This window comes from Streptomyces sp. NPDC049970, assembly GCF_040660235.1.
GTDB lineage: Bacteria > Actinomycetota > Actinomycetes > Streptomycetales > Streptomycetaceae > Streptomyces.
Window position 1 is genome coordinate 91,993 of record NZ_JBFALP010000012.1, and the last position, 25,376, is coordinate 117,368.

Annotated in this window: 25 protein-coding genes and 1 other RNA gene; 14 read left to right on the forward strand and 12 right to left on the reverse strand. The window is 73.1% G+C overall.

What is annotated here, in order from left to right; translation table 11 throughout:
- The first annotated feature begins 6 nt into the window (after nucleotides 1-6).
- The 4 genes from efeO to AB0I83_RS21370 are packed head-to-tail and all read left to right on the forward strand — an operon-like array spanning nucleotide 7 to nucleotide 4,318.
- Entirely contained in the window at nucleotides 7-1,143 is a 1,137-nt protein-coding gene (gene efeO / locus AB0I83_RS21355) for an iron uptake system protein EfeO (protein ID WP_356533181.1), read from the forward strand.
- Between the two features lie 14 nt (nucleotides 1,144-1,157).
- Nucleotides 1,158-2,441 (forward strand): iron uptake transporter deferrochelatase/peroxidase subunit, encoded by a 1,284-nt coding sequence (gene efeB / locus AB0I83_RS21360; RefSeq protein WP_363305739.1) that lies wholly within the window; start codon nucleotides 1,158-1,160, stop codon nucleotides 2,439-2,441.
- 22 nt (nucleotides 2,442-2,463) lie between these two features.
- Nucleotides 2,464-3,432, forward strand: coding sequence for an iron uptake transporter permease EfeU (efeU, locus tag AB0I83_RS21365; protein WP_363305740.1), 969 nt, complete (start codon nucleotides 2,464-2,466; stop codon nucleotides 3,430-3,432).
- On the forward strand, nucleotides 3,320-4,318 hold the full coding sequence (locus AB0I83_RS21370; protein ID WP_363305807.1) for a hypothetical protein: 999 nt from the start codon (nucleotides 3,320-3,322) through the stop codon (nucleotides 4,316-4,318). The genes efeU and AB0I83_RS21370 overlap by 113 nt, the downstream gene beginning before the upstream one ends.
- Nucleotides 4,319-4,375: 57 nt before the next feature.
- On the opposite strand, the gene AB0I83_RS21375 is transcribed toward AB0I83_RS21370, so the two are convergent.
- On the reverse strand, nucleotides 4,376-5,119 hold the full coding sequence (locus tag AB0I83_RS21375) for a bifunctional DNA primase/polymerase (protein WP_363305741.1): 744 nt from the start codon (nucleotides 5,117-5,119) through the stop codon (nucleotides 4,376-4,378).
- Nucleotides 5,120-5,260: 141 nt separating this feature from the next.
- Nucleotides 5,261-5,890 (reverse strand): TetR/AcrR family transcriptional regulator, encoded by a 630-nt coding sequence (locus AB0I83_RS21380; RefSeq protein ID WP_363305742.1) that lies wholly within the window; start codon nucleotides 5,888-5,890, stop codon nucleotides 5,261-5,263.
- Nucleotides 5,891-6,074: 184 nt separating this feature from the next.
- Between AB0I83_RS21380 and ddaH the strand changes: the two genes are divergently transcribed.
- Nucleotides 6,075-6,890 (forward strand): dimethylargininase, encoded by an 816-nt coding sequence (gene ddaH, locus AB0I83_RS21385; RefSeq protein WP_363305743.1) that lies wholly within the window; start codon nucleotides 6,075-6,077, stop codon nucleotides 6,888-6,890.
- 9 nt (nucleotides 6,891-6,899) lie between these two features.
- Here ddaH and AB0I83_RS21390 read toward each other — a convergent pair whose 3' ends face one another.
- On the reverse strand, nucleotides 6,900-7,907 hold the full coding sequence (locus AB0I83_RS21390; protein WP_363305744.1) for a small ribosomal subunit Rsm22 family protein: 1,008 nt from the start codon (nucleotides 7,905-7,907) through the stop codon (nucleotides 6,900-6,902).
- A 108-nt stretch (nucleotides 7,908-8,015) separates the two neighbouring features.
- Nucleotides 8,016-9,317, reverse strand: coding sequence for a multidrug effflux MFS transporter (locus AB0I83_RS21395; RefSeq protein WP_363305745.1), 1,302 nt, complete (start codon nucleotides 9,315-9,317; stop codon nucleotides 8,016-8,018).
- Between the two features lie 85 nt (nucleotides 9,318-9,402).
- Here AB0I83_RS21395 and AB0I83_RS21400 point away from each other — a divergent pair, with 85 nt between their 5' ends.
- A complete protein-coding gene (locus AB0I83_RS21400) occupies nucleotides 9,403-10,407 on the forward strand; it encodes a Gfo/Idh/MocA family oxidoreductase (protein WP_363305746.1) in 1,005 nt (334 codons plus the stop codon).
- 78 nt (nucleotides 10,408-10,485) lie between these two features.
- Here AB0I83_RS21400 and AB0I83_RS21405 read toward each other — a convergent pair whose 3' ends face one another.
- A complete protein-coding gene (locus AB0I83_RS21405; protein ID WP_363305747.1) occupies nucleotides 10,486-12,153 on the reverse strand; it encodes an alkaline phosphatase D family protein in 1,668 nt (555 codons plus the stop codon).
- Between the two features lie 142 nt (nucleotides 12,154-12,295).
- On the opposite strand from AB0I83_RS21405, the gene AB0I83_RS21410 reads away from it, so the two are divergent.
- From AB0I83_RS21410 to AB0I83_RS21425, 4 genes are all read left to right on the forward strand, one after another.
- Nucleotides 12,296-13,051 carry an SDR family oxidoreductase gene (locus AB0I83_RS21410; protein WP_356533198.1) on the forward strand — a complete coding sequence of 252 codons (756 nt, stop codon included), beginning with the start codon at nucleotides 12,296-12,298 and terminating at the stop codon, nucleotides 13,049-13,051.
- Between the two features lie 136 nt (nucleotides 13,052-13,187).
- Nucleotides 13,188-13,652 (forward strand): lamin tail domain-containing protein, encoded by a 465-nt coding sequence (locus AB0I83_RS21415; protein ID WP_363305748.1) that lies wholly within the window; start codon nucleotides 13,188-13,190, stop codon nucleotides 13,650-13,652.
- A 161-nt stretch (nucleotides 13,653-13,813) separates the two neighbouring features.
- Nucleotides 13,814-14,395, forward strand: a complete 582-nt coding sequence (locus tag AB0I83_RS21420; protein ID WP_363305749.1) for a GNAT family protein — start codon at nucleotides 13,814-13,816, stop codon at nucleotides 14,393-14,395.
- A gap of 78 nt (nucleotides 14,396-14,473) precedes the next feature.
- Nucleotides 14,474-15,376, forward strand: a complete 903-nt coding sequence (locus AB0I83_RS21425; RefSeq protein WP_363305750.1) for a glycosyltransferase — start codon at nucleotides 14,474-14,476, stop codon at nucleotides 15,374-15,376.
- Nucleotides 15,377-15,502: 126 nt separating this feature from the next.
- Here the strand turns inward: AB0I83_RS21425 and AB0I83_RS21430 are convergent, their stop codons facing one another.
- Entirely contained in the window at nucleotides 15,503-15,691 is a 189-nt protein-coding gene (locus tag AB0I83_RS21430) for a hypothetical protein (RefSeq protein WP_356533210.1), read from the reverse strand.
- A 155-nt stretch (nucleotides 15,692-15,846) separates the two neighbouring features.
- Nucleotides 15,847-17,028: a helix-turn-helix transcriptional regulator gene (locus AB0I83_RS21435; RefSeq protein WP_363305751.1), complete on the reverse strand. Its 1,182-nt coding sequence runs from the start codon at nucleotides 17,026-17,028 to the stop codon at nucleotides 15,847-15,849.
- A gap of 117 nt (nucleotides 17,029-17,145) precedes the next feature.
- Here AB0I83_RS21435 and AB0I83_RS21440 point away from each other — a divergent pair, with 117 nt between their 5' ends.
- Nucleotides 17,146-17,688 carry a flavoprotein gene (locus AB0I83_RS21440; RefSeq protein WP_363305752.1) on the forward strand — a complete coding sequence of 181 codons (543 nt, stop codon included), beginning with the start codon at nucleotides 17,146-17,148 and terminating at the stop codon, nucleotides 17,686-17,688.
- A 40-nt stretch (nucleotides 17,689-17,728) separates the two neighbouring features.
- Here the strand turns inward: AB0I83_RS21440 and rnpB are convergent.
- Nucleotides 17,729-18,130: RNase P RNA component class A (gene rnpB / locus AB0I83_RS21445), an RNA gene on the reverse strand.
- 18 nt (nucleotides 18,131-18,148) lie between these two features.
- Complete coding sequence (locus AB0I83_RS21450; RefSeq protein WP_363305753.1) at nucleotides 18,149-18,682, reverse strand: TetR/AcrR family transcriptional regulator; 534 nt, start codon at nucleotides 18,680-18,682, stop codon at nucleotides 18,149-18,151.
- 322 nt (nucleotides 18,683-19,004) lie between these two features.
- On the opposite strand from AB0I83_RS21450, the gene yaaA reads away from it, so the two are divergent.
- Nucleotides 19,005-19,805, forward strand: a complete 801-nt coding sequence (gene yaaA / locus AB0I83_RS21455; protein WP_363305754.1) for a peroxide stress protein YaaA — start codon at nucleotides 19,005-19,007, stop codon at nucleotides 19,803-19,805.
- Between the two features lie 61 nt (nucleotides 19,806-19,866).
- On the forward strand, nucleotides 19,867-20,514 hold the full coding sequence (gene eda, locus AB0I83_RS21460; protein WP_363305755.1) for a bifunctional 4-hydroxy-2-oxoglutarate aldolase/2-dehydro-3-deoxy-phosphogluconate aldolase: 648 nt from the start codon (nucleotides 19,867-19,869) through the stop codon (nucleotides 20,512-20,514).
- A gap of 81 nt (nucleotides 20,515-20,595) precedes the next feature.
- On the opposite strand, the gene AB0I83_RS21465 is transcribed toward eda, so the two are convergent.
- Genes AB0I83_RS21465 through AB0I83_RS21475 form a run of 3 tightly spaced genes read right to left on the reverse strand, consistent with a single transcriptional unit; the run spans nucleotide 20,596 to nucleotide 23,401 of the window.
- Nucleotides 20,596-21,825: a bifunctional RNase H/acid phosphatase gene (locus AB0I83_RS21465; protein WP_363305756.1), complete on the reverse strand. Its 1,230-nt coding sequence runs from the start codon at nucleotides 21,823-21,825 to the stop codon at nucleotides 20,596-20,598.
- The gene (locus AB0I83_RS21470) at nucleotides 21,825-22,568 is read right to left on the reverse strand and encodes a C4-type zinc ribbon domain-containing protein (protein WP_363305808.1); all 744 of its coding nucleotides are present in this window, start codon (nucleotides 22,566-22,568) and stop codon (nucleotides 21,825-21,827) included. The genes AB0I83_RS21465 and AB0I83_RS21470 overlap by 1 nt, the downstream gene beginning before the upstream one ends.
- Nucleotides 22,565-23,401, reverse strand: a complete 837-nt coding sequence (locus tag AB0I83_RS21475) for a Nif3-like dinuclear metal center hexameric protein (RefSeq protein ID WP_363305757.1) — start codon at nucleotides 23,399-23,401, stop codon at nucleotides 22,565-22,567. Before AB0I83_RS21475 ends, AB0I83_RS21470 begins: the two co-directional genes overlap by 4 nt.
- 350 nt (nucleotides 23,402-23,751) lie before the next feature.
- Here AB0I83_RS21475 and AB0I83_RS21480 point away from each other — a divergent pair, with 350 nt between their 5' ends.
- Nucleotides 23,752-25,248: a hypothetical protein gene (locus tag AB0I83_RS21480; RefSeq protein ID WP_363305758.1), complete on the forward strand. Its 1,497-nt coding sequence runs from the start codon at nucleotides 23,752-23,754 to the stop codon at nucleotides 25,246-25,248.
- Nucleotides 25,249-25,376: the final 128 nt, after the last annotated feature.

A 25,376-nucleotide genomic window follows, 5' to 3' on the forward strand; every position in this document is an offset into this window, starting at 1 on the left:
CCCCGCATGCGAGCCCTTCGTTCCTCCGTCGTCACCGCTGTCGCCACGGTGGCCGCCCTGACCGCAGTCACGGGCTGCGCCGAGAAGAGCGACGGCAAGAGCGACGGCGCCGTCCAGGTGGTCGCCAAGGACGACTCCTGCGACGTGTCGTCGACGAAGATCCCGGCCGGCCACGTCGAACTCGCCGTGGAGAACAAGGGGTCCAAGGTCACCGAGGTCTACGTCCTCTTCCCGGACGACCGGATCGTCACCGAGCGCGAGAACATCGGCCCGGGCACCAAGGCGAAGATCACCGCCGAGATCAAGGCCGGCACGTACGAGATCGCCTGCAAGCCCGGCATGAAGGGCAAGGGCATCCGCCAAACCGTCGAGGTGACCGGCGGGAAGGCCGCCGCGCGAAGCCCCGAGATGGACAAGGCCGTCGCCGGCTACCGCGACTACGTGCAGGCGCAGGCCGACGAGACGCTGCCCAAGGTGAAGGTCTTCACCGACGCCGTGGCGGCGGGCGACGTGGAGGCGGCGAAGAAGGCGTACGCCGGTTCCAGGATCGGCTGGGAGCGCACCGAGCCGGTCGCCGAGTCCTTCGGTGACATCGACCCGAAGGTCGACGTCCGCGAGGACGGCCTGGAGGACGGCCAGAAGTGGACCGGCTGGCACCGCCTGGAGAAGGCGCTGTGGCAGGACGGGAAGCTGGGCGCCGAGGAGAAGGCCCTCGCGCCCACCCTCCACAAGGACCTGCTGGACTGGCAGAAGCGGGTCGGCCGGGCGGACATCACCCCGACCTCGATGGCCAACGGCGCGAAGGAACTCCTCGACGAGGTCGCCACCGGCAAGGTCACCGGTGAGGAGGAGCGCTACAGCCACACCGACCTCGTCGACTTCAAGGCGAACGTCGAGGGCGCGGAGCAGTCCTACACGCTCCTCAAGCCGATCGCGTCGAAGAACGACGCCGCGCTGACCGCCTCCCTGGACAAGCAGTTCGCGGCACTGAACACGCTGCTGGACAAGTACCGCTCGGACAAGGCCTCCTACGACTTCACCTCGTACGACAAGGTCGGCAAGGCGGACCGCAAGGAGCTCTCCGACGCGGTCAACGCGCTCGCCGAGCCGCTGTCCAAGCTGGCCGCCGCGGTCACGAAGTAGCGGGAGCCGAGCACATGAGCGGAAGCACCGGGGAGACCGGGAACACCCGGGACGCCGAGGGCACGGACACCGGCGGCACCGCCGCGCCGTCGCGCCGCGCGCTGCTCGGCTGGGGCGGTGCCGGGCTGGCGCTCGGCGCCGCCGCGGCCGGCGGCACGGTCGCCGCGGTGCGCTCCGGCGAGAGTGCCCGACCGGCGTCGGACAGCGGGGCCGCGGTGCCGTTCCACGGGGCGCACCAGGCCGGCATCGCCACCCCCGTCCAGGACAGGCTGCACTTCGCCTCGTTCGACGTGACGACGAAGGACCGGGCCGAGCTGGTCGCGCTGCTCAAGGAGTGGACGCGGGCCGCCGAGCGGATGACGGCCGGGCGGACCGTGGGCGAGGGGGCGTACGGGGGCCCGGAGGAGGCGCCGCCGGACGACACGGGCGAGGCGCTGGGGCTCAGGCCGTCCCGGCTCACCCTCACCCTGGGCTTCGGCCCGTCCCTGTTCGCCGCGGACCGCTTCGGGCTGGAGGACCTGCGGCCCGAAGCGCTGGTCGACCTGCCGAAGTTCCCCGGCGACAACCTCGACCCCACGCGCAGCGGAGGCGACCTGTGCGTCCAGGCGTGCGCGGACGACCCCCAGGTCGCGGTGCACGCCATCCGCAACCTCGCCAGGATCGGCATGGGGCGCACCGCGATCCGCTGGTCGCAGCTGGGTTTCGGGAAGACGTCCTCGACGACTCCCGGCGCCCAGACCCCGCGCAACATGATGGGTTTCAAGGACGGCACCCGGAACATCGCGGGTACGGACGGGGCCGCCCTGAAGAAGCACGTGTGGGCCGACGGCTCCGGGTGGATGGCCGGCGGTTCGTACCTGGTCGCACGGCGTATCCGGATGCACATCGAGACCTGGGACCGCGCGCCGCTGCGTGAGCAGGAGGACATCTTCGGGCGGGACAAGGGCGAGGGTGCGCCGGTCGGCAAGGCCAAGGAGCGCGACGAGCCGTTCCTCAAGGCCATGCTGCCGACCGCGCACGTGCGCCTCGCCCACCCGGACACCAACAGCGGGGCGACGATCCTGCGCCGCGGCTACTCCTTCACCGACGGTACGGACGGACTGGGCAGGCTGGACGCGGGCCTGTTCTTCCTCGCCTACCAGCGGGACGTCCGTACGGGCTTCATCCCGGTGCAGCGCAGCCTCGCGGCGTCCGACGCGCTCAACGAGTACATCCAGCACGTGGGTTCGGCGGTCTTCGCCGTCCCGCCGGGCGTCCGCGACAAGGACGACTGGTGGGGCCGGGCCCTGTTCTCATGACCGACACCGTGGAGGGACCGGCATGTTCGGCAACTATCTGATCGGCCTGCGCGAGGGGCTGGAGGCGGGCCTGGTCGTCTGCATCCTCGTCGCCTACCTGGTCAAGACCGGACGCCGCGACGCACTGCGCCCGGTGTGGGCCGGCATCGCCATCGCCTGCACCATCTCGCTGGCCTTCGGGGCCGCGCTCGAGTTCGGTTCCCAGGAGCTGACGTTCGAGGCGCAGGAGGCGCTGGGCGGTTCGCTGTCGATCATCGCCGTCGGGCTGGTGACCTGGATGGTGTTCTGGATGCGGCGTACCGCGCGGCACCTGAGGAGGGAGCTGCACGACAGGCTCGACTCCGCCCTCGCGATGGGGACCGGCGCACTGGTGGCGACGGCCTTCCTGGCGGTGGGCCGTGAGGGCCTGGAGACCGCGCTGTTCGTGTGGGCGTCGGTGCGGGCGAGCGGCGAGGGTTCCTCGTCGCCGCTGGTCGGGGTGCTGCTGGGCATCGCCACGGCGATCGCGCTGAGCTGGCTGTTCTACCGGGGCGCGCTGAGGATCAACCTGTCCAGGTTCTTCACCTGGACGGGCGGCATGCTCGTGGTCGTGGCGGCGGGTGTGCTCGCCTACGGCGTCCACGACCTCCAGGAGGCGCGCTTCCTGGGCGGCCTGGGCGACAAGGCGTTCGACGTCACCAGCACGATTCCGCCGGACAGCTGGTACGGCACGCTGCTCAAGGGCGTCCTCAACTTCCAGGCGGACCCGACCGTCCTTCAGGTCACGGTGTGGGCGCTCTATCTCATCCCCACGCTCGCGCTGTTCCTCGCCCCGGTAGGGTTCAGGCGGTCAGTGCGGACGACGGATCAGAAGGCGCAGAAGGCAACGGATGACAAGGCTGGGTCGACTGGCGGCGGGGCTCGCGACGGCGACGGTGCTGAGCGTGACGGCGAGCGGCTGCGTGACGGTGCACGGCGAACTGGAAGTCGTGCCGGGGGCGACGAGGGCTGAGGCCGCGAAGGCCCTGGCGGACTTCACCGTCGCGTACAACAGGGCGGACGAGGCGTACGATCCGGCGCTGGACGAGGACCGGGTGACCGGTTCGCTGGGTGCCATCAACCAGGCGGGTCTGACAGCGCGGCGCAAGAACAACCCGGACGGCAACGCGGCCCACAAGCCGCTGGAGCTCAGCGACGCCACGTACACCATTCCCGCCAAGGCGGGCTGGCCGCGCTGGTTCGTCGCGGACACCGACTCCAACCGCGACCAGGACGGCGGGAAGCTGGACACCCGGTGGCTGCTGGCGTTCGTCCGCACCGGGGCCGACGCGCCGTGGAAGGTCGCCTACCTCGCGGTCGTGGCACCGTCCGCGCTGCCGAAGTTCCGCAAGGACGCCGACGGGTGGGCGCAGCCCGTGCCCGCCGCGGACACCGATGCCACGCTGGCCACGCCTCCGGCCGAGCTCAGCACCACGTACACCGGCTACCTCCAGAAGGGCGCACCGGACATCTTCGCTCCGGGTGTGACGACCTCGGGCTGGCGGGACGCGCGCAAGAACACCCGCAAGGCGGGGTTCTCGTTCCAGTACGTCGACCAGGCCCTGGATTCCGGGACGTTCGCGCCGCTGGGTCTGACGACGGAGGACGGCGGGGCGCTGGTCTTCTTCAGCAGCAGGCACTTCGAACGGCAGACGGCGGCCGAGGGGCTGCGCCCGGCGGTCTCGGACGACGTGCGGGCGCTGCTGACCGGCGAGGTGAAGAGCACCCTCACCAAGGAGCGGGTCTCCAGTCAGCTGGTCTACGTCCCGAAGAGGGGCGCGGGGGACGGTGGGGCCACGGACGGCAGGGTGCGCGTGCTGAACAGGCTGCCGGGACTGGTCGCGGCGGAGGGGTCCTGACCACCGGGACGTCCTGACCACCGGAACCGGGGGCGGACCCCGGAGCCGGCGGGGACGTCAGCGGCTGAGCGGCCAGGCCACCGAGTCGTGGTCGAGGTCGCTCTCGTCGGCCGTGTGCGCGTACCGGGCGCAGGCGTCGGTGAGCGTCTCCAGCAGGGTCAGCGGATCGGGCAGCGGGTGCTCGGGGCCGCGGATCCAGTGCACGTCCAGCTCACCGGGGAGCCGTGCGGGCGGCAGGAGGACGTAGCTGCCGCGGCAGTGCCAGCGCAGCCCCGGATGCTCGTCCATGGTCTCGGGGTGGCAGTCCAGCTCGCACGGCCACCACTCGTCCTCGTCGTCGGGGGTGCCGCGGGTGGCACTGAAGAAGAGCATCCGGTCGGTGCCGGACTGTGCCACCGGGCCCACGTCGATGCCGGCGGCGGTGAGCCGCTCCAGGGCGGACTGCCCGGCGGAGAAGGGGACGTCGAGTACGTCGTGGGTGAGACCGGTCGCGGTGATGAAGTTGGCCAGCGGCTGGCCGGCCGCCCAGAGCTCGATCTGGGCGCTGTCCGTCGTGGCCTGCGTCTGCCATGCGAACGAGACGGGGTGCCGCGCGGGGGTCGGACAGCCGACGCGTTCGCACGAACATCGGTATCCGGACGGGTACGCGGCGGGCGCGATGGGCATCCCCGCCTCGGCGACGGCCAGGAGCAGCGCCAGCCTGGCCGCGTCGTCGGCTCCCGGCTGTGGTTTCGGCCGCCTGCGCAGCCACTGGGAAATCCTGCCCTCTGTGCCGCGATAGCGGCCGGAATCGGCGCCCATCTATCCCCTCACCTCAGCGGTTACCTCACCATGGTCGCACCATCCTGCTCCCCGGGTGGCCAGAGTCGCCGAGCGGGGTGCCCGGACAACCGTGCGGGGGCGGACGGGTTCGTGGCGAACATCACGAAACCGGTGGCCCTCTCAGGCCCTGGGGGTGAGTCCCCGCAGGGCGTGGTCGACCACGGCGTCCGCGTACTCGTGGGTCAGGGGAAGGGTCCTGAGCAGCCAGCGGTGGGTGAGCGGGGCGACCAGGAGCTCCAGGGCGACGCGCGGATCGACGTCCGCTCGGACGTCTCCGGCCTCCTGGGCGGAGCGGAGGCGTGTGACATACAACCGGAGCTGGGGTTCGAGCAGGTTCTCGACGAACTGGGCGCCCAGCACCGGATCGACCACACCCTCGGCCGTCAGCGCGCGGGTGGGCGCCTCGGTCGCGGGGTCGTTCAGCTCGTCCACGGTGGCCCGCAGGACCGTCCTGAGGTCGGCCGCCAGGTCCCCGGTGTCCGGAATGCCGTGCTCGCCGGCCTCCCCCGGGCCGCCCGCCTCCGCCGCCTGCCGGGCGGTCATGTCGAGGAACGCCTCCATGAGCACGGCCGCCTTGGAGGGCCACCAGCGGTAGATGGTCTGCTTGCCGACCCCGGCGCGCGCGGCGATTCCCTCGATCGTCGTCCTCGCGTAGCCCGTCTCGCCGACCAGGGCGAGCGCGGCGTCGTGGATCGCGCGGCGGGAGCGGTCGCTGCGGCGGCCGGCGTCGGGGGCCTTGTGAGGTGACATCCGGCCAGCCTAGAGGCCCGCGGTCCGACACGTATCGTCTTGTGAACCACCCCGTCGGCCCATGTGAACCACCCGAACGGATCACAGCGCAACGGCCCGTCGGGGGCGCACCATGAGCTCACGCACACACCCCGTGCGTATCCCGCCGTTCCGCGGCCTCGGCCGCCGTTCGTAGGAGCCTGCATTGACCCGTGACGCCACCCCTCGTCGCTACCTGATGTGCGCCCCGGCCCACTTCGAGGTCACGTACTCCATCAACCCGTGGATGGACCCGTCCAAGCCCGTGGACCTGCCCCTGGCCAACACCCAGTGGGAGGACCTGCGCGACCGCTACCGGGCGCTCGGCCACACCGTCGAGCTCCTCACCCCGCACCCGGACCTGCCCGACATGGTGTTCGCCGCCAACGGCGCGACGGTGGTCGACGGACGCGTGCTCGGCGCGCTGTTCGCCTACCGCGAGCGGTACGCCGAGGCCGGGGCGCACCGTGAGTGGTTCCGGTCCAACGGCTTCACCGAGATCCACGAACCGGCCCACGTCAACGAGGGCGAGGGCGACTTCGCGGTGACCTCGTCGTACATCCTGGCCGGGCGCGGCTTCCGGTCGAGTCCGCTCTCCCACGACGAGGCGCAGGAGTTCTTCGGGCGCCCGGTGATCGGCCTGGACCTGGTGGACCCGCGCTACTACCACCTGGACACGGCCCTGTCGGTGCTCGACGACGCGGCCGACGAGATCATGTACTACCCCGGGGCCTTCTCGCCCGGCAGCCGCTCCGTGCTGGCCCGGCTCTTCCCCGAAGCGCTGATCGCCCAGGAGGCGGACGCCGCGGCGTTCGGGCTCAACGCGGTGAGCGACGGGCTCCACGTGCTGCTTCCGCAAGGGGCCGTGGGGCTCCTCGATCCGCTGCGGGACCGGGGCTTCGAGCCGGTGCCGATGGACCTCGGCGAGCTGCTCAAGGGCGGCGGCAGCGTGAAGTGCTGCACCCAGGAGCTGCGGCCGTAGGTCCTGGGGTCAGGGCCGCTCGTCCGTCTGGTCCGGCGGCGGCCAGGCATCGCCCCACGCGGTGTCCCGGGCGGCACGGTAGAGCGCGCCGTGCCGCTTGGTGACCGTGGCACGGCCCAGCCCGTCCTCACGGGTGCAGAGCTCCAGCAGCACCTGGCCCTTGCGGATCTGCGGCCTGCGGGTGACCCGGGCGGACACCGGCGTGGTGGGGAAGCGCGTCGCGACCACGTAGCTGAACTTCTCGTCCTCGTGGCTGAGTGAGCCGCCCTTGACCTGGCGGTGCAGGGACGAGCGGCTGACCCGCGCCGAGAAGTGGCACCAGTCCGTGCCGGGCTCGATCGGGCAGGCGCCGTCGTGCGGGCAGGGCGCGGCGACGCTCAGCCCGGCGGCGATCAACCGGTCGCGGGCCTCGATGACACGGGCGTAGCCGTCGGGGGTGCCGGGCTCGACGACGACCACGGCCTGCGCGGCCGCGGCCGCCGCGTCCACCAGCACGACCCGGTCCTCGGGCCTGAGCTCCTTGAGCACGTACGAGACGGTCACCAGGTCGGTGGGCGCGAGGTCGAGCGCCGTGCCGATCCTCGCCCGCTGCCAGACGGCGGCGCGCAGCCCGGGGATCCCGGAGGCCTCGGCCAGCTCACGGCCGAGGGTGAGGGCCGGCTCGGCCCAGTCCAGGACCGTCGTCCGCGGGCCGTCCCACGCCCCGGCGACCGCCCAGCTCGCCGCACCCGTGCCGCCCCCGACGTCCGTGTGGGTGGCGGGTGCCCAGTCGGGCGCGGCCCCGCGGAGCGCGTCGAGGCAGGACCGTACGGCCTCGAAGGTCGCGGGCATCCGGTACGCGGCGTACGCGGCGACGTCGGAGCGGTCCCGGAGCACCGGGGCGTCGGTGGGGGTGGTCCCGCGGTAGCTGGCGATCAGCCGGTCGACCGCCTGTGCGGCCTGCGTCGGCGGCAGCCCGTCGAGCAGTGCGGCCAGGGCGGCGCGCAGGGCTTCCGCGGTGGGGAGGGTGGCGTTCACCGCCGAATTGTAGGCGCTGCGGGACCCGGTCCCGCAGCCCGGTGTCCCGGCACACGGCCGGGACGAAACGGCTGCGGAGGCGAACTGCCTCCCGGTCCGGGCAGGTTGCTACGCGGGGGCGTCGCCGTTGCGCCACGGGCGGCACAGCAGGAGGAAGCAGGCCATGGCGGACAGGGCGCAGACCACCTGCACCACGGCCATGGGCACGGCGGTCTTCTCGCCCGCGATGCCGACGAGCGGTGAGGCGATGGCACCGATGAGGAACTGTGAGGTCCCCAGCAGCGCGGAGGCCGAACCGGCCGCGTGCCGGGTACGCATCAGGGCCTGGGAGTTGGTGTTGGGCATCGCCAGCCCCATGCAGGACATGAGGACGAAGAGCCCGGCGGCGACCGGGAGCAGTCCGACGTCACCGAAGACTCCGGAGGTCATCAGCAGCAGGGCGACCGCGGCGAGGGAGATGACCGCCAGCCCGAAACCGAGCGCCTTGTCCAGGCTGATCCGCCCCACCAGCACCTTGCCGTTGATCTGGCCGACGGCGATCAGCCCGATGGAGTTGACGCCGAAGAGCAGGCTGAAGGTCTGCGGCGAGGCCCCGTAGATCTCCTGGACGACGAAGGGGGACGCGCTCACATAGGCGAAGAGCGCGGCGAAGGCGAGGCTGCCCGCGATCATGTAGCCGGTGAACACGCGGTCGGCGAGCAGCCCCCGCATGGTGCGCAGGGCGTCCGGGACGCCGCCGGTGTGCCGCTCCGCCGGCGGGAGGGTCTCGTGGAGGAACTTCCAGACGACGAGGGTGAGGGCCACCCCGACGGCGACGAGGACGACGAAGATGCCCCGCCAGTCGGTGAATCGGAGCACCTGGCCGCCGATCACCGGCGCGATGACCGGGGCGACTCCGGAGATCAGCATCAGGGTGGAGAAGAACCGGGCCATCTCGATGCCGTCGTAGAGGTCGCGTACGACGGCCCGCGAGATCACGATGCCCGCGGCGCCGGCCAGGCCCTGTAGCAGGCGGAAGCCGATGAGGAGTTCCGCGGTGGGGGCGAGGGCGCAGATCGCGGTGGCGACGACGTAGACGACCATGCCGATGAGCAGCGGCTTGCGCCGGCCCCAGCGGTCGCTCATGGGGCCGACCACGAGCTGGCCGAGCGCCATGCCGGTGAGGCAGGCGGTCAGGGTGAGCTGGACGGTGGCGGCCGGCGCGTGCAGCGAGTCGGTGACCGCGGGCAGCGCCGGGAGGTACATGTCCATGGACAGGGGCGGCAGGGCGGTGAGCCCGCCCAGGACCAGGGTGACCAGGAGTCCGACCCGCCGTGCGACGGTGGCGGAGGGGCCTGGTGCGGCGCTGTCGATGGCCGGTATGTACTCGTGCTGTTCCTGCTGGGCCCGGCCCACGCCGCTGTCCGGCATCGTCTTCTCCGCTTCGTTGAATCCGCATCTATGCTCTCAGGTCAGTCGTAGTGGTCGAAACCTTTTTGTGTGAGGGCGGGCGGGCATGAGCGGGACTGTGCGTTGGGGAGTTCTGGCGACGGGCGGCATAGCCGCGACGTTCACGGCGGACCTGCTGGCCATGGAGGGCTCAGGGGCCGAGGTCGTGGCGGTGGCGTCCCGCACCGAGGCCTCCGCGAAGGCGTTCGCCGACCGGTTCGGGATCGGGCGGGCGTACGGCAGCTGGGCGGAGCTCGTCGCGGACCCGGACATCGATGTCGTGTACGTGGCCACCCCGCACTCCGCGCACCGGGAGGCCGCGGGTCTCGCCCTGGAGGCCGGGAAGCACGTGCTGTGCGAGAAGGCCTTCACCCTCAACGAGCGCGAGGCGCGGGAGCTGGTGGACCTGGCACGGGAGCGCGGGCTGTTCCTGATGGAGGCGATGTGGACGTACTGCAATCCGCTCATCCGCCGGATGACCGAGCTGGTGCGGGACGGTGCGATCGGCGAGATCCGCACGGTGCAGGCCGACTTCGGCTTCGCGGGCACCTTCGGTGCGGAGCACCGGCTGCGTGACCCCGCGCTCGGCGGCGGCGCGCTCCTGGACCTCGGGGTCTATCCGGTGTCGTTCGCCCAGCTGCTGCTGGGCGAGCCGGACCGGGTCCAGGCGGACGCGCTGCTGTCCCCTGAGGGCGTCGACCTGAACACCGGGATGCTGCTGGGCTGGGACTCGGGTGCCACCGCGCTGCTGGGCTGCTCGATCGTCGGGGACCTGCCGACCGTCGCGTCGGTCACCGGGACCGCGGGGCGCGTCGACTTCCCGCAGGGCTTCTTCCACCCGGACGGTTTCGTTCTGCACCGGCAGGGCCGGGAGCCGGAGGAGGTCACCACGGGCCCCGGCCCGCAGGGACTCTCGGGCATGCAGTACGAGGCCGCCGAGGTGACGCGCGCCCTGCTGGCCGGCGAGAAGGAGTCCCCGCTGGTGCCGCTGGAGGGTTCGCTCGCCGTGATGCGGACGCTCGACGCGGTACGTGGGCGCATCGGCGTCCGCTACCCGGCGGACCTGGTCTGACCCGGCGGGCCGGGTCCTTCGTCCGGGTCGGGCCGGATCGGGGAGCCCGCGAGTCCGGCACGGACTGCGGGAGTGCCCTCAGACCGGGGTGAGCCCCGGGTTCCCGGCCTCGGTCACGAAGGAGCCGGCCGTGCCGAGCGGCGCACCGGGCGTGGTGACCGCCGACACCGTACGGAAGTCGGCGCGCGCCTGCTCCCTGCCGAGGGTGACGAGCGCGTAGCCGCGGCGGCCGTTGTAGAACCTCATGTGCGGGTTGGCCCGGGTGAGGTTGTCGTAGTTGGCCGGCTTCTCGGCACCGTCCTTGCCGCTGGTGATCGAGGTGGCAACGATCTCCGTGCCGACGGTCCGGGACGCCGGGTCGTCGAAGTCCTTCTTCAGGTCGAAGCCGTAGCCGACGTGCACGTCGCCGGTCAGGACCATCAGGTTCTCGATCCCCGCCGCCTCCGCGCCGTCCATGACGCGCTGCCGGGAGGCGGGGTAGCCGTCCCACGAGTCCATGGACAGCTTGTAGGCGTCGCCCGGCACGTCACGGCGCTGCGCGAAGGTGACCTGCTGCGGCAGGACGTTCCAGCGGGTGTCCGAGCTCTTCCAGCCGTCGAGCAGCCAGCGTTCCTGGGCGGCGCCCGTCATGGTGCGCGACGGGTCCTCGGACTCCGGTCCGGGGACCCTCCAGCCGTCGCCGTACGCCTGGTCGCTGCGGTACTGGCGGGTGTCGAGGATGTCGAACTGCGCGAGCCGGCCGAACCGGAGCCGACGGTAGAGCCGCATGTCGGGGCCGGTCGGGCGCTGCGGGGCGCGCAGCGGCTGGTTCTCCCAGTACGCGCGGTAGGCGGCGGCCCGGCGCAGCAGGAACTCCTCCGGCGGGACGCTGTTCTCCGGGGTGTCGCCCGCGTAGTTGTTCTCCGTCTCGTGGTCGTCCCAGGTGACGACGAAGGGGTGTGCGGCGTGGGCGGCGCGCAGGTCGGGGTCGGACTTGTAGAGGCCGTACCGCATGCGGTAGTCGTCCAGCGTGAGCGTCTCGCGGTTGTAGTGGTCGGGCAGCACGTGGTCGGTGTGGTTGCGGGCGCCGCCGACGGCGGTGACCGCGTACTCGTAGAGGTAGTCGCCGAGGTGGAGGACCATGTCGACGTCCTCGGTCGCCAGGTGCCGGTAGGCGGTGAACCAGCCGTCGTGGTACGCCTGGCAGGAGACGGCGGCCAGGGTCAGCGAGCTGTTGCGTGCCCCCGCGGAGGGCGCGGTGCGGGTGCGGCCGGTGGGGCTGATCCAACTGCCCGCGCGGAAGCGGTAGTAGAACGTCCGGTCGTCGTCGAGGCCCTTCACGTCGACGTGGACGCTGTGGCCGAACTCCGGGTGCGCGGTGGTGGAGCCGCGCCGGACCGGGCGTCGGAAGCGTTCGTCCCGGGCGATCTCCCAGCGGACCTCGACCCGCTCGGCGGGCAGCCCGCCGTCCGCCTGGTAGGGGCGGGGCGCGAGTCTCGTCCACAGGAGCACGGAGTCGGGCAGGGGGTCGCCGGAGGCCACGCCGAGGGTGAAGGGGTCCTCGGCGATCCTGCGGGCGTCGAGCTCGGCGGCGCTCGCGGCACCGGCGGCGGGCAGGTTCGCGGCGAACGCGAGCGCGGCTGCCGCACCGGTGACGGTGAGGAAGCGGCGCCGGTCCACTCCGGACCCCAGCCGCCGGGCGGCGGCCCGGAACTCTGCGGAACGCTCCTGCCGACCGGGCGTGGTGCTGATCTGTGCGGGTGTCATATGCCCCTCCACTGCCGGATGCTGTCAGAGGCATTGGAGTCCCGGGCGACGACGTTCCGTCGGCACGCACACCACATCCGTATGGCGGTGCGATGGCCACCGCGTGCCGGCCGGCGCGAACCCTCCCGTACGCTGCCGGGCCATGAACGCTGAGCAGAGAATCGCTGTCGTCACGGGTGCGGGATCGGGGATCGGGAGGGCGGTCGCGCTCGCCCTCACGGGTGCGGGCTGGACGGTGGTCCTGGCGGGCCGGCGGGCCTCGGCCCTGGAGGAGACGGCCGCCGCGGCCGGTCCGGGCACCGCCGTGTGCCTGCCGGCCGATGTGAGCGACCCGGACGGGGTGGCGGCGCTCTTCGCCGGTGTACGGGACCGGTTCGGCCGGCTCGACCTGCTCTTCAACAACGCGGGGACGTTCGGGCCCGGCTCGGTGCCGGTCGAGGATCTCGCGTACGAGGACTGGCGGGCCGTGGTGGACGTCAACCTGACGGGGACGTTCCTCTGCGCGCAGGCGGCGTTCCGCCTGATGAAGGATCAGGACCCGCAGGGCGGCCGGATCATCAACAACGGCTCCATCTCGGCCCACGCACCGCGCCCGCACTCGATCGCCTACACGGCGACCAAGCACGCGGTGACCGGTCTGACGAAGTCGCTGTCGCTGGACGGGCGGGCGTACCGGATCGCTTGCGGCCAGATCGACATCGGCAACGCGGCGACCGAGATGACGGAGCGGATGAGTACGGGGATCCTCCAGGCCAACGGCGAGGTGGCCGTCGAGCCGGTGATGGCGGCGGCGGACGTGGCACGGACGGTCCTGCACATGGCGGAGCTGCCGCTGGAGGCGAATGTGCAGTTCGCGACGGTGTTGGCCACGGCGATGCCGTACGTCGGCCGGGGGTGACCGTTTCGCTCCGCACTTGCCCGTAACTCGCCTAGGAATGACCGAGTTTGCAGATTTCCGCCACCGGGCCGGGGCGAGCGCGCGCCGACCGTATGCTACTGACCTTCACTGTTCGCACACAGAAGGAACACACCGCATGCGCATACGCACCGCCGCGCCCCTCGCCCTGGCCGCCGCCACCGCACTGGCCGGCTCGCTCCTCGCCACGGCCCCGGCCTCGGCGGCCTCCCACCAGGGCGGGCTGCACCTCGGCAAGATCCAGTACGACAGCCCCGGGAAGGACACCCGGACGAACACCTCCCTGAACGCCGAGTACGTGGACATCCACAACAACGGCAAGTCCAAGCTGGCGCTCAAGGGCTACAGGCTGAAGGACGACACCGGCTACACCTACACCTTCCCCGCCTACACGCTGGGCGCCGGGAAGACGGTCCGGGTCCACACGGGCAAGGGCGGCAACGGCGGGGCCCACGTGTACTGGAACCGGGGCTCGTACGTCTGGAACAACACCGGCGACAAGGCCCGGCTGTTCAAGCCGGGCGGCGCGCTCCTCGACTCCTGCTCCTGGTCGAAGGGCAGCGGGGTCAAGGTCTGCCACTGACCGCAGCCGCCCTGGGGCGGGGGCGGTCCGGAGCGTCGGGGCTCCGGACCGCCCCCGCCCCGGCACCGCAGGCGGGTGGGTCGGGAACCCGGGCAGGCAGGTGGGTCGCACGGGTGAGTCGGGCCCGGGGCGAGGGGCGGACGCGCGGCAGGATGGCGGTCATGGCACAACCGCTGACCGTCCCCAGCATGACCGCCGGAGCGGACTTCGTCCTGCGCCCCTGGGAGATGAGCGACCTGCCCCTCCTGCGCGAGGCCGCGGACGACGACTACATCCCGCTGATCAGCTCGGTCCCCTCGCCGTACTCCGACGCCGGGGCCCAGGCCTTCGTGAGGCGGCAGTGGAGCCGGGCCGCCACCGGGACCGGCTATCCCTTCGCCATCGCCCGTACACGCGACCGCCGGCCGGTCGGCGCCATCGGACTCCGACTCTCGGACACCGGCGAGGGCCGGGCCTCACTGGGCTACTGGATGACGGCGCGCACCCGCGGCCAGGGCGTGACGGGAGCGGCGCTGCGCACGGTCACCACCTGGGCCCTGCACGAGCTGCGCATCCCCCGGGTCCAGCTCCTCGTCGAGCCGTGGAACACCGCCTCCGTGCGGACGGCCGAGAGCGCCGGATACCGCCGTGAGGGGCTGCTGCGCGGCTGGCAGGAGATCGGGGGCCGCCGCCGGGACATGCTGATGTACGCCCGGCTGAACAGCGACCGCCCCTCCGATGGCCGGCCGCCCACGGGAAGCTGAACGGCAGGGCGTTACGATCGCGGGCACCGCGCCCGCACCACGCCGTCGCGGCGGACCGAACCCCAGGAGTGCCGAGCCTTGCCATCACCACGCGTCGGCGTATCGATCGTGACCATGGGGGACCGCCCCCAGCAGGTCGAGGCGCTGCTGGCGTCGGTGGCCATGCAGGATGTGCGGCCCGCGCGCGTGGTCGTCGTGGGCAACGGTTCGCCGCTCCCCGACTACAGCGCCTTCCCGGGCCTGGCCGGCCTCACCGGCGGCGTGACCGTGCTGGAGCTCGACGAGAACCTCGGCTGCCCCGGCGGGCGCAACGAGGCGCTGGCCTCCCTCGCCGCCTTCGGCGACGTCGACGTGGTGATCGAACTCGACGACGACGGACTCCTCGTGGACAAGGACGTCATCCGCGCGGTCCAGGACCTGTACGCCGCCGATTCGCACCTGGGCATCGTGGGCTTCCGCATCGCCGACGAGCACGGCGGGACCCAGCGCCGCCACGTCCCGCGCCTCCGCGCCAAGGACCCGATGCGGCGCGGACAGGTCACCGCGTTCCTCGGCGGCGGCCACGCGCTCTCCATGAGGATGCTCGCCGGGACCGGCCCCTGGCCGGCGGAGTTCTTCTTCACCCACGAGGAGACGGACCTGTCCTGGCGGGCGCTCGACGCGGGCTGGAAGATCCTCTACGAGCCCGCTCTTCTGCTGCGGCACCCCAGGACGTCCCCGGCCAGGCACACGGTCTACCACCGCATGACCGCCCGCAACCGCGTCTGGCTGGCCCGCCGCAACCTGCCCCTCCCCCTGGTCCCGGTCTACCTCGGCACCTGGGTCCTGCTCACCGTGGCCCGCACCCGTTCGGTCGCGGGACTGCGGGCCTGGGTGGCCGGCTTCGCCGAGGGGATGCGCACCCCGTGCGGCACACGCAGGCCGATGCGCTGGCGGACGGTGTGGCGGATGACGCGGTTGGGCCGCCCGCCGATCATCTGACCGCGGCCGACGCCGGCCGGCCCGGCGGTGCGGCATCACCATGGCATCGGGGTGCCGGACGAGGCGGAGCGGGGTTCCAACGGGGACAACCGGTACGGCGTCCCCGCCCCGTCCGGCCGCTGCGGATCAAGCGGGTGACCCGGCGGCCTCCCGCTCGGCGCAGGCCGCCTCGTCCGGGCAGGCCCGCGGGAACCAGGAGTACGCGCACCCCTCCGCCGGCTGGTACCGCTGCTCGCCGAGATCCCGCGCGGTGCCGGTGCGGAGTGCCGTGGCGCACCAGACGCACACCCATCCGCGCTGCTGCTGCTCCGTCAACCCGCTGACTGGCGGTAGGTCCCTCACGGTCATGGCGTCCCCGGCTCGTCGTTGATCAGGTACGGGACCAGCGTGGCGCTCAGGGGAGGGCCCGACGCTCACGGCTTCGTGAGCGCGGGCGGGCCGGAACGCAGGTCCGGGGGGTACGAGTGCGCTCACAACCCGATCCAGGCCGCCAAGTGGCCGAGGGTGTCCGGGGCGCGGCGCGAGTTGTGGACCAGGCCCTTGATGGTCTCGCGGGCGCCGGGGTGGTACCGGGTCTGCTCCGGCGCCGCGTGCCGGGCTTCGACGATGGTCCCGAGCGCCGCCTCGGTGCGGCCCGTCTCCATCTCGGACCTGGCACGGTCGATGAGGAAGTGCGCGCGCCTCGACGTCGCCAGGGACGGGGGCAGTGCGATCTGCCGGGCCTGGGTGAGGGCGTCGTCGTACTGCCGCATCTCCACGGCCGCGGACATGCGGTGGAGCGCCACGTTCGTCGGCCCGAAGCTGAGCCAGTGGACCTCGGAGGCGTCCCCGGTCCGGCGGACGCAGCGCTCCGCCTCGGCGATATGGGTGTCGACGGCGTCCTGGTCGCCCGCCCGGGCGCCGATGACGGACGCCCCGAGGTGCAACTGCCCGGTCACCGCGACGACCTCTCGGGTCTGCTCCGCGGCGCCGACGATCCCGTGGCCGACGGCGACGAGCCGCTGCCCGATCGCGTACTCGCCCTCCCGGAAGTACACCAGCGCCCGCATGTACTGGCGGACGGCGGCCAGGCACGGGTCCGATGCCCGGTGGGCCGCCCAGTCCATGCGGTCCAGGGCGACCGAGCCGAGGTCGTAGTAGCCGAGCTTGACCGCGATGTCGTGGGCCGTCCGGTACGTGGAGGCCAGCGCCTGCCACAGCTCCGTCGACCGCGTCCGCCAGGCCGCGGTCGTCAGGTCCGCGATCGTCGCCGGGAGCAGCCGGGCCGCACTCCGCAGGTGCGTGGCCCGGACCTGGGAGCAGAGGTGTTCGGCGCCGGCGACGAGTCGGCCGGCCGGCGTCTCCGGGAGGGTGCCGTCGGCCCCCAGGTCGTACAGGTCGAGTGCCTCTCTGATGGGGCGGACGAGCCCGGCGAGGCGGTCCTGCTGGAGCTCGGTGACGTAGGGCTGTCCCGTCAGGACGGTGACGTCGACCCGCAGGGCCTTGGCAACGGCCGCCAGGAAGTCCAGGTTGGCGGGCTTGGCACCGCACTCGACCTGGTTGAGGAGGCTGTACGAGTACGGGAGTCTGTCCGCCAACTGCCGCTGGGTGAGACGGGCGAGCTTCCGCTGCTCCCTGATGCGGGTGCCTGTGTGGTCGTCCGGTCTGGGCACGCCGTCCTCCGTTCCTGGCTCTCATCCGGGACGGTACCGCCACGTCCGTGTGCCGGAACCCGCGTCGCCCCCGATTCGTCGCGGTTCGGGGGCGGTTGCGTGTGGTCGGATGGGCCCATGACGACCCTGTATCTGTTCGGCTCCGCCGCTCCTCCGGTCCTCGAAGTCGCCGAGGTCATCAAGGCCGGGCAGCACAGGGGGTGGGATGTGTGCCTGGCGTTGACGCCGGCCGCGGCCCGGTGGCTGGAGGCCGACCTGCCCGCCCTCGAGGAGCTGACCGGGCATCCGGTGCGCTCGGAGTACAAGCTGCCGGGAGAGCCGGACGCGTGGCCCCCGGCGGACGTGATCCTGTTCGCGCCGGCCACCTTCAACACGGTCAACGAGTGGGCGCTGGGGCTGACATCGAAGTTCGTCGTCGGCGTCGTGGCGGAGGCGATCGGCAAGGAGATCCCGACCGTGGCGATGCCGTGCGTCAACAGCGCCTATGCCCGGCATCCCCAGTTCCACCGGTCGGTGGACGCCCTTCGCGCATCGGGCGTGACCGTCCTGTACAGCGAGGGCGGCTTCGTGCCGAACCGGCCCGGGGAGCGGCCGCAGGAGGGCTACCCGTGGCATCTCGCCCTGGAGGCGGTCGACGCCGTCGTCGGCGCCCGCCCCTGAGGAGCGTCCTGCCGGTCGGGCCGGCCAGGGGGTCGAGCGGCAGACGAGTCGGGCTGTACGCCGGGTTCTGTCGCCCGGTCGCCTCGCGGCGGCCGGGGAGACGGCCATCCATCTAGGACCGGCATTGCTGCCGGTCTCGTGCGGTCTACCCGCGAACTCGGGCGGGCCGCCCTCGGTCGTTCGCGCAGGACCGCCTCGCGACGGTCCCTCTTGACCTTGCTCCGGGTGGGGTTTACCTAGCCGCCTGAGTCGCCTCAGGCGCTGGTGGTCTCTTACACCACCGTTTCACCCTTACCCGGGACCGGAGTCCCGGGCGGTCTGTTTTCTGTGGCACTGTCCCGCGGGTCACCCCGGGTGGCCGTTAGCCATCACCCTGCCCTGTGGAGCCCGGACGTTCCTCGGGAGAATCCTGGGATCCCCACGCGACCGTCCGCCCGGCTCGTCTGCCGTGGTGACCATGCTACCCGGCGGTGCGGGCGGTGAAGGCCGCGATGCCCGCCTCCCAGGCTGCCGACAGGTCGGCCCCCGGGGGGAACCGGCCGCCGAGTTCCAGGACCACCATTCCGTGGGCGAATGCCCAGGCGGCGCGGGCGCTGTCCTCGTCGCCCCCGGCGGATCGGAACAGCGGGGCCGCGGCGGCGTCCGCGGCCCCGGCGGCGGGCAGGGCGCGGCCCATGGTGAGGAGGTAGAGGTGCGGATGGGCCACGGCGTACGCGCGGTAGGCGGTGGCGAGCGCGGACAGCGAGCCCGGGGCCGCCTTCTCCGCCGCCGCCAGCACACCGGCGACCTCCCGCAGCATCTCCCCGGCGAGGACTGCCACCACGGACGACTTGTCCGGGAAGTGCTTGTAGAGGGACGAGGCCTTCACACCCACCCGGTCGGCCAGCCTGCGCATGGTGAGCGCCTCCGGCCCGTCCGCCTCCAGGAGGGTGCGCGCGGCGGTGACGATCTGCCGGGGCCGGTCGGCGGCGGGGCCGGCGGCGAGGTCGGTCACGCGTGAGCCTTCCTGATGCGGTGCGGTGGCGTGGCTGTCCGGTGCGGGCGGTGGCTGTGTGCGGTGCGGTGCCGGTCTGGTGGCGTGCGGTGCCTTCGAGGACGCGATCGTACGAGACGGGGCGAGCCGCCCGGCAGGTGGGCTCACGCCCACGGCCGGCGGTCCGGGTGCCACCGCGGCCGGCCGGCGCCCCGTCGCCGCGGCCATCCGGGGTGCCCCAGGGCCGGGCCGCGCCCCGTGATCCGGGGGTCGCGGTCACCGTACTCTTGCTGCGGGGTTTCCGTGCGTCAGGGACCCCGTGCCGCGTCCGAAGGAGAACCCCGTGCTCGTGCTGTTGCCGCCCTCCGAAGGTAAGGCCGCCTCGGGGCGCGGGGCACCGCTGAAGCCGGAGTCCCTGTCCCTGCCGGGGCTCGCGGACGCCCGGGCCGCCGTACTCGACGAGCTGGTCGGACTCTGCCTGGCGGACGAGGAGAAGGCCCGCGAGGTGCTCGGTCTCAGTGAGGGCCTGCGGGGCGAGATCGCGAAGAACGCGGAACTGCGCACGGCCGGGACGCGGCCGGCCGGGGAGATCTACACCGGGGTGCTGTACGACGCGCTCGGCCTGGCCACGCTCGACGCGGCGGCGCGACGGCGCGCCGGGAAGTCGCTACTGGTCTTCTCCGGGCTGTGGGGCGCGGTCAGGATCGGGGACCGCATCCCGTCGTACCGCTGCTCGATGGGCGTGAAGCTGCCGGGGACGGGCGCGCTGACCGCGTTCTGGCGCGCGCCCATGGCGTCGGTCATGCCCGAGGCGGCCGGGGAGGGGCTGGTCCTGGACCTGCGGTCGTCGGCGTACGCCGGGGCGTGGAAGCCGGCGGGCGCGGTGGCGGAGCGTACGGCGAGTGTGCGGGTGCTCCACTCCCGGCTGGTCGACGGGGTCGAGAAGCGGTCCGTGGTGAGCCACTTCAACAAGGCGACGAAGGGGCGGATGGTTCGCGATCTGCTGCTGGCCGGGGCGCATCCGAAGGGTCCGGCGGAGCTGGTGGAAGCGCTTCGCGACCTGGGACACGTCGTGGAGGCGCAGGCTCCGGAACGGGCCGGCCGGCCGTGGGCGCTCGACGTGGTGGTCACCGAGATCCACTGACCCATTGCATCCTGCGCAACGCTCGTTGCGCATTGTGCGGTTCAGGCGGCAGGATGAGCCCATGACCTCCTCCGTGCCCGCCGCCGTGTCCGCGTCCGTCCTGGACCTCGCCCCCGTCGTACCCGTCGTCGTCCTGGAGGACGCGGCCGACGCGGTGCCGCTGGCCCGCGCGCTCGTCGCGGGCGGGCTGCCCGCCATCGAGGTCACACTGCGTACCGCCGCCGCGCTCGACGCGATCCGGGCGATCGCCTCGGAGGTCCCCGACGCCGTGGTGGGCGCCGGCACCGTGATCTCCCCGGCGCATGTGGCCGAGACGGTCGCCGCCGGGGCCCGCTTCCTGGTCAGCCCCGGCTGGACCGACGCGCTGCTGGAGGCGATGAAGGCATCGGGCGTGCCGTTCCTGCCGGGCGTCTCGACGACGTCCGAGGTGGTCGCGCTGCTGGAGCGCGGAATCACGGAGATGAAGTTCTTCCCGGCCGAGGCGGCGGGCGGCACCGCCTATCTGAAGGCGCTGTCCTCCCCGCTCCCCCGGGCCAGGTTCTGCCCGACGGGCGGCATCACGCCCGAGTCGGCGCCGTCGTACCTGGCGCTTCCCAACGTCGGCTGCGTCGGGGGCAGCTGGATGGTGCCGGGCGACGCGGTGGCGGCGAAGGACTGGGCGCGCGTGGAGCGGCTGGCGGCCGGGGCCGCGGCACTGGTCCGCGGCTGAGCCCCGGCTCCACCGCGCGCCCGGGCCACGTAGGGGTGGTCCGGCGCGAGGAGGCCCGGTCGAACCGGTGGCCCGACGCCGTCAGCGCAGGTGCGAGGTGTCGTTGAGGCCCCTCAACGACGGGTTCCCGTCCGCGTAGTACGCCACGGTCGAGACGGACGCGGGCGAGAGCTCCATGCGGAACAGCGATTCGGGCGGTGCGCCGAGCGCGAGCCTGACCAGGGTCTTGACCGGGGTGACGTGTGTGACCAGGAGTGCCGTCCGGCCGGCGTGGCGGGCGATGAGCCGGTCGCGGGCGGCCGTGACCCTCTCGGTGACCTCGGCGAAGCTCTCGCCGCCGCCCGTGGGCGCCGCGTCGGAGGATGCGAGCCAGGCGGTCAGGTCGGAGCCGTGGCGCTCCCGCACCTCGGCGAAGGTGAGCCCCTCCCAGGCGCCGAAGTCCGTCTCGCGCAGGCCCTCCTCGATGCGGACCTCCAGGCCGAGCCGGTCCGCCACGGCGGCGGCCGTCTCCCGGCAGCGGCGCATCGGCGAACTGATGATGTCCTGGACCGTGCCCCGGGCGGCGAAGGCAGCGGCCGCGCAGGCGGCCTGGTGGCGACCGGTGGCCGAGAGCTCCGGGTCGCTGCCTCCGCTGCCGGAGAACCGCTTCTCCGGGGTGAGGGCCGTCTCGCCGTGCCTGAGCAGGATGAAGGTGGCGGGCGCACCCAGGTCGGGGGCACTCCCCCAACCCGTCTGCGGAGTGGCCGGGCGGGCGGCGGCCATCGCCGCGCGGACCTTCGCCGCGCCCGCGACCGGGTCGCCGGGCGGGCCGGCCGGCGGCTCGGGAGCAGCCGGTGCGCGCGTGGTGTCCAGGTCGGCCGTCGAGGACGCCCGGTCCCACCGCTCACCCCGCTTGCCCGCGTCCATCGCCTCGTTGGCGAGCCGGTCGGCGTGCTTGTTCTCGGCGCGCGGAATCCACTCGTACGTGACGGAGGAGACGGGGAGGATTCCCGCGGCCTCCGCCGCGAGCGGCTTCATGTCGGGGTGCTTGATCTTCCAGCGGCCCGACATCTGCTCGACCACCAGCTTGGAGTCCATCCGGACGCGCACCCGCACATCGCCGTCCGGGAACAGGGCCCTCGCCGCCTTCAGACCGGCGATGAGCCCCTTGTACTCGGCGACGTTGTTCGTCGCGACGCCGATGTACTCCGCGGCCTCGGCGAGTGTGCCGCCGGAGACCGGATCGATGACGACCGCGCCGTAACCGGCGGGCCCCGGGTTGCCCCGGGAGCCCCCGTCGGCCTCGACGACCAGCTGGCGGGGTGCGGCCATTACAGACCCGACTCCGACGTACGGACCAGGATGCGGTGGCAGTTCTCGCAGCGCAGCACCGTGTCGGGGGACGCAGCCTTGACGTCGTTGACCTCGGTGATGTTCAGCTCCAGCCGGCAGCCCTCGCAGCGGCGCTGGTAGAGCCGGGCGGCGCCGACACCGCCCTGCTGGGCGCGCAGCTTGTCGTACAGCTTGAGCAGGTCGGCGGGGACGGCACCCGCGACGACCTCACGGTCCTTGGCGACCGAGGCGGTGTCGGCGTCGATCTCCCGCGTCGACGCCTCCCTGCGCGCGGTCGCGTCGTCCACCTTCGCCTGCACCGCGCCGACCCGCTCGGTCAGTTCCGCGACGCGCTCCTGGGCGCCCTCGCGGCGCTCCATGATCTCGAGGACGACGTCCTCCAGGTCGCCCTGGCGCTTGGCCAGCGAGGTGATCTCGCGCTGGAGGCTCTCCAGGTCCTTGGGCGAGGAGACCGCGCCGGAGTCGAGCCGCTGCTGGTCGCGGGCGGCGCGCTGGCGCACCTGGTCGACGTCCTGCTCCGCCTTGGTCTGCTCGCGGGTGGTGTCGCTCTCCTCGGTCTGCGAGGCGACCAGCAGGTCGCGCAGGTGGGCGAGGTCGTTGTCGAGCGACTCGATCTCCGCGTGCTCGGGCAGGGACGTGCGCTTGTGGGAGAGCTGCGACAGACGTACGTCGAGGGCCTGGACTTCGAGGAGTCGGATCTGGTCGGCGGGCGCGGCGTTCAGTTGGGGGCTCCAGAAGAGTGGTGGGTGGTCCAGGGGTCGGTGACCAGCTTCGAGACGTGGACCCGCAGGTCCCATCCGTGGCGGTCGGAAAGTGCGTCGAGCTGCGCGGCGGCCTGCTCGCACCAGGGCCACTCGGTGGCCCAGTGTGCGGCGTCGACGAGGCCGAGCGGCGAGTGCTGGACGGCCTCGGAGGCCGGGTGGTGGCGGAGGTCCGCCGTGAGGAAGGCGTCCACGTCGGCCGCGCGTACGGCGTCGAAGAGGCTGTCGCCGGAGCCGCCGCTCACCGCGACCCGCCGTACGACGGCGTCGGGGTCGCCGGCCAGCCGGATGCCCTGCGCGGTGGCGGGGAGCCGGGAGGCGGCGCGGGCGGCGAAGTCACGGAGGGTCGCGGGGGGATCGAGCTCGCAGATCCGGCCGAGGCCGCGGCGGCCCGCGGGGTCGGTGGGATCCGGCACGAGCGGGCCGGTGACCCTCAGGTCCAGCGCACCGGCGAGGGCGTCCGACACCCCGGGGTCCGCGGTGTCGGCGTTGGTGTGCGCCACGTGCAGGGCGATGCCGTGCTTGATGAGGTCGTGCACGACCCGGCCCTTGAAGGTGGAGGCCGCGACCGTCGTCGTACCGCGCAGGTACAGCGGGTGGTGGGTGACGATCAGCTGGGCGCCGAGGGTGCGGGCCTCGTCGGCGATCGGCTGGACGGGGTCGACGGCGAAGAGGACCCGGTCGATCTCAGCCTCCGGCTCGCCGCAGACCGTGCCCACCGCGTCCCATCCCTCGGCGCGCCCGGGTGGCCAGAGGGCGTCGAGCTCGGCGATGACTTCAGACAGACGGGGCACGGGGGAAAGGCTACCTGTCCGCCGTGCCCCGCCGCCCCTGGCCGCCGGGGCTGCGGGGGCGGACGGGCGGCACGTCATGAATCGTTACGCGACGAGCCGGTCCCGCCGCCGGGGCCCCCGGCCACTCGCGGGCGTGCCGGGGAGTTCCCGGGACGGCCGGACCGGCGAGGACGGACCCGCGGCGCCCGATCGGCACGGACGGGCGGAGCGTTCGCCCGAGCCGCAGCACAGCCGTCCTCGCCTCCGCAGGCGAATCCGGACATCGGCACCCTTATGTGTGAAGTGCCGTGGCGCATGTTGTCCGGTGGGGAGTCCGAAACCTAGCTTCGGTTGCCGGAGGTGACCGAACCATGACTGCCTGTGCCATCGAGAACAACACCGCGGGGGCCGCCGGGGCCGCCGCGACGGCGGAGCCCGCCCCCGGGCCCGTGGAAGCGGTCGGACCGGCCGAACCGGAGAAACCCCGCGCCGCGGGTACGTCCGACGAGGGCTCGGATCCGCTCAGAGTGGAGGCGTCCGGCCCCGATCGGGGAGACGCGGGTGCTCCCGGAGCGGATGCCGGTCGCGGCGGTCCCGCCGGTTCCGCCGAGCCCCGGAGGCCTGGCGCCTCCGAACGGTCCGCCGGGCCGGGGCCCGGTGCGGCGTTCGCGGAGGCGGCCGTCCCGCCCCTTCCCCCCGTACCCCCACCGCCGCCCTTCCCGCCCGGACCGCCGGGCGGTGCCGCCGCCGGCGAGGCCCCGGCACGCGTCACCCCCTCGGTGCTCACCATCGCCGCCGACCACTCGTACGCCGCCCGGCTCACGGCGGCCGACACGGGGGCGGCCGATCCGGCCTGGTTCCCCGAGCGATGGACCCTGGACGGTCCCGAGCCCTACGCCGTACCCCTCCCCCTGGACCAGCCGGAGGAGGCGGATTCGGACGTCCTGCCCCTCTCGGACGGACGGGTGCTCATCCGCCGCCGGGTGGCGGACCGGCACGCCTTCTCGCTGCTCTACCCGACGGGTCCGGGAACCGGCGAACTCCCCCTGGGCGCGCTCGAATGCACGGACCTCACGCTGCTCCCCCCGCCCCCGGACGGCATGAGCGCCTACGCCCTGGTCCCCGGTGAGCGCTCCACCGGTGTCTGGCTGGTGGCGGGCGGCACCTTCGGTCCCGAACACGTCGCGGACGTGGCGGGGCACTGTTCGGGCGGCGCGTGGCTGGACCGTGAGGGACGGCTCCTGGCGCTGGACCGGCAGTGGCCCGGCGGTGGGCCGGTGAAGGCCGTCGCCGTGGACCTGGGGCGGGGCGGCGAGGTGACGCCGCTGCTGCAGATCGCGCCGGGCAGCGACGACCGGCTGCTGCTGGCCGACGCCGACAGCGGGCTGCTGCTGATCCGCTCCGACGCCCCCGGCCACGACCGCCTCGGCTGGGGGGTGCTGGGCAGCTTCCTGCCGGTGCGCTTCCCCGAGTGCCTCCACCCGGCCGGCGTGTCCGTGACGCCCGTCGCCGTACAGCCGGGCCAGATGCTGACGCCGGAGAGCTGCGCGGTCGCCCTGCGGATCGACGGGCCGGCCGGCAGCTGGGTGGGGCTGTGGCGTCCGTCGGGACGGCGGCTGCACCAGGTCGCGGCCCCGGAGGGCTGGCTGTGCGGGGCAGGGTTCTGGAGCCGGGAGGGCACTCTGCACCTGCCGTACGCGCGACCCGGTGCGCCCTGTGCCGTGGCGGTGATGGAGGCGCCGGCGGAGGAGGCCCGCGCGCCGCACACCACCGGAGCGCAACCGTCCGCGGCGCAGGTGACTCCTGGAGTGTGCAGGCCCGTGCCGCTCGGCCAGGCTCCGCTCGCGGGCAGCACGGCGGCCGGCTGACGGTCAGGCGCGAGGGCGTACGTGAACTCCGGCCGCGCAGCGGTACGCGCGGCCGGAGGACCGGGGGGCGGCGGGTCCCGCAACGCACATGCAGGCGATTTGTTACGGGGTGAGTTCCCAGATGTCCG

Coding starts and splice junctions, on each gene's coding strand:
- efeO (WP_356533181.1), top strand. CDS start 7: ATGCGAGCCCTTCGTTCCTCCGTCGTCACCGCTGTCGCCACGGTGGCC.
- efeB (WP_363305739.1), top strand. CDS start 1,158: ATGAGCGGAAGCACCGGGGAGACCGGGAACACCCGGGACGCCGAGGGC.
- efeU (WP_363305740.1), top strand. CDS start 2,464: ATGTTCGGCAACTATCTGATCGGCCTGCGCGAGGGGCTGGAGGCGGGC.
- AB0I83_RS21375 (WP_363305741.1), bottom strand. CDS start 5,119: ATGGGCGCCGATTCCGGCCGCTATCGCGGCACAGAGGGCAGGATTTCC.
- AB0I83_RS21380 (WP_363305742.1), bottom strand. CDS start 5,890: ATGTCACCTCACAAGGCCCCCGACGCCGGCCGCCGCAGCGACCGCTCC.
- AB0I83_RS21395 (WP_363305745.1), bottom strand. CDS start 9,317: ATGCCGGACAGCGGCGTGGGCCGGGCCCAGCAGGAACAGCACGAGTAC.
- AB0I83_RS21400 (WP_363305746.1), top strand. CDS start 9,403: ATGAGCGGGACTGTGCGTTGGGGAGTTCTGGCGACGGGCGGCATAGCC.
- AB0I83_RS21405 (WP_363305747.1), bottom strand. CDS start 12,153: ATGACACCCGCACAGATCAGCACCACGCCCGGTCGGCAGGAGCGTTCC.
- AB0I83_RS21410 (WP_356533198.1), top strand. CDS start 12,296: ATGAACGCTGAGCAGAGAATCGCTGTCGTCACGGGTGCGGGATCGGGG.
- AB0I83_RS21415 (WP_363305748.1), top strand. CDS start 13,188: ATGCGCATACGCACCGCCGCGCCCCTCGCCCTGGCCGCCGCCACCGCA.
- AB0I83_RS21420 (WP_363305749.1), top strand. CDS start 13,814: ATGGCACAACCGCTGACCGTCCCCAGCATGACCGCCGGAGCGGACTTC.
- AB0I83_RS21440 (WP_363305752.1), top strand. CDS start 17,146: ATGACGACCCTGTATCTGTTCGGCTCCGCCGCTCCTCCGGTCCTCGAA.
- eda (WP_363305755.1), top strand. CDS start 19,867: ATGACCTCCTCCGTGCCCGCCGCCGTGTCCGCGTCCGTCCTGGACCTC.
- AB0I83_RS21465 (WP_363305756.1), bottom strand. CDS start 21,825: ATGGCCGCACCCCGCCAGCTGGTCGTCGAGGCCGACGGGGGCTCCCGG.
- AB0I83_RS21480 (WP_363305758.1), top strand. CDS start 23,752: ATGACTGCCTGTGCCATCGAGAACAACACCGCGGGGGCCGCCGGGGCC.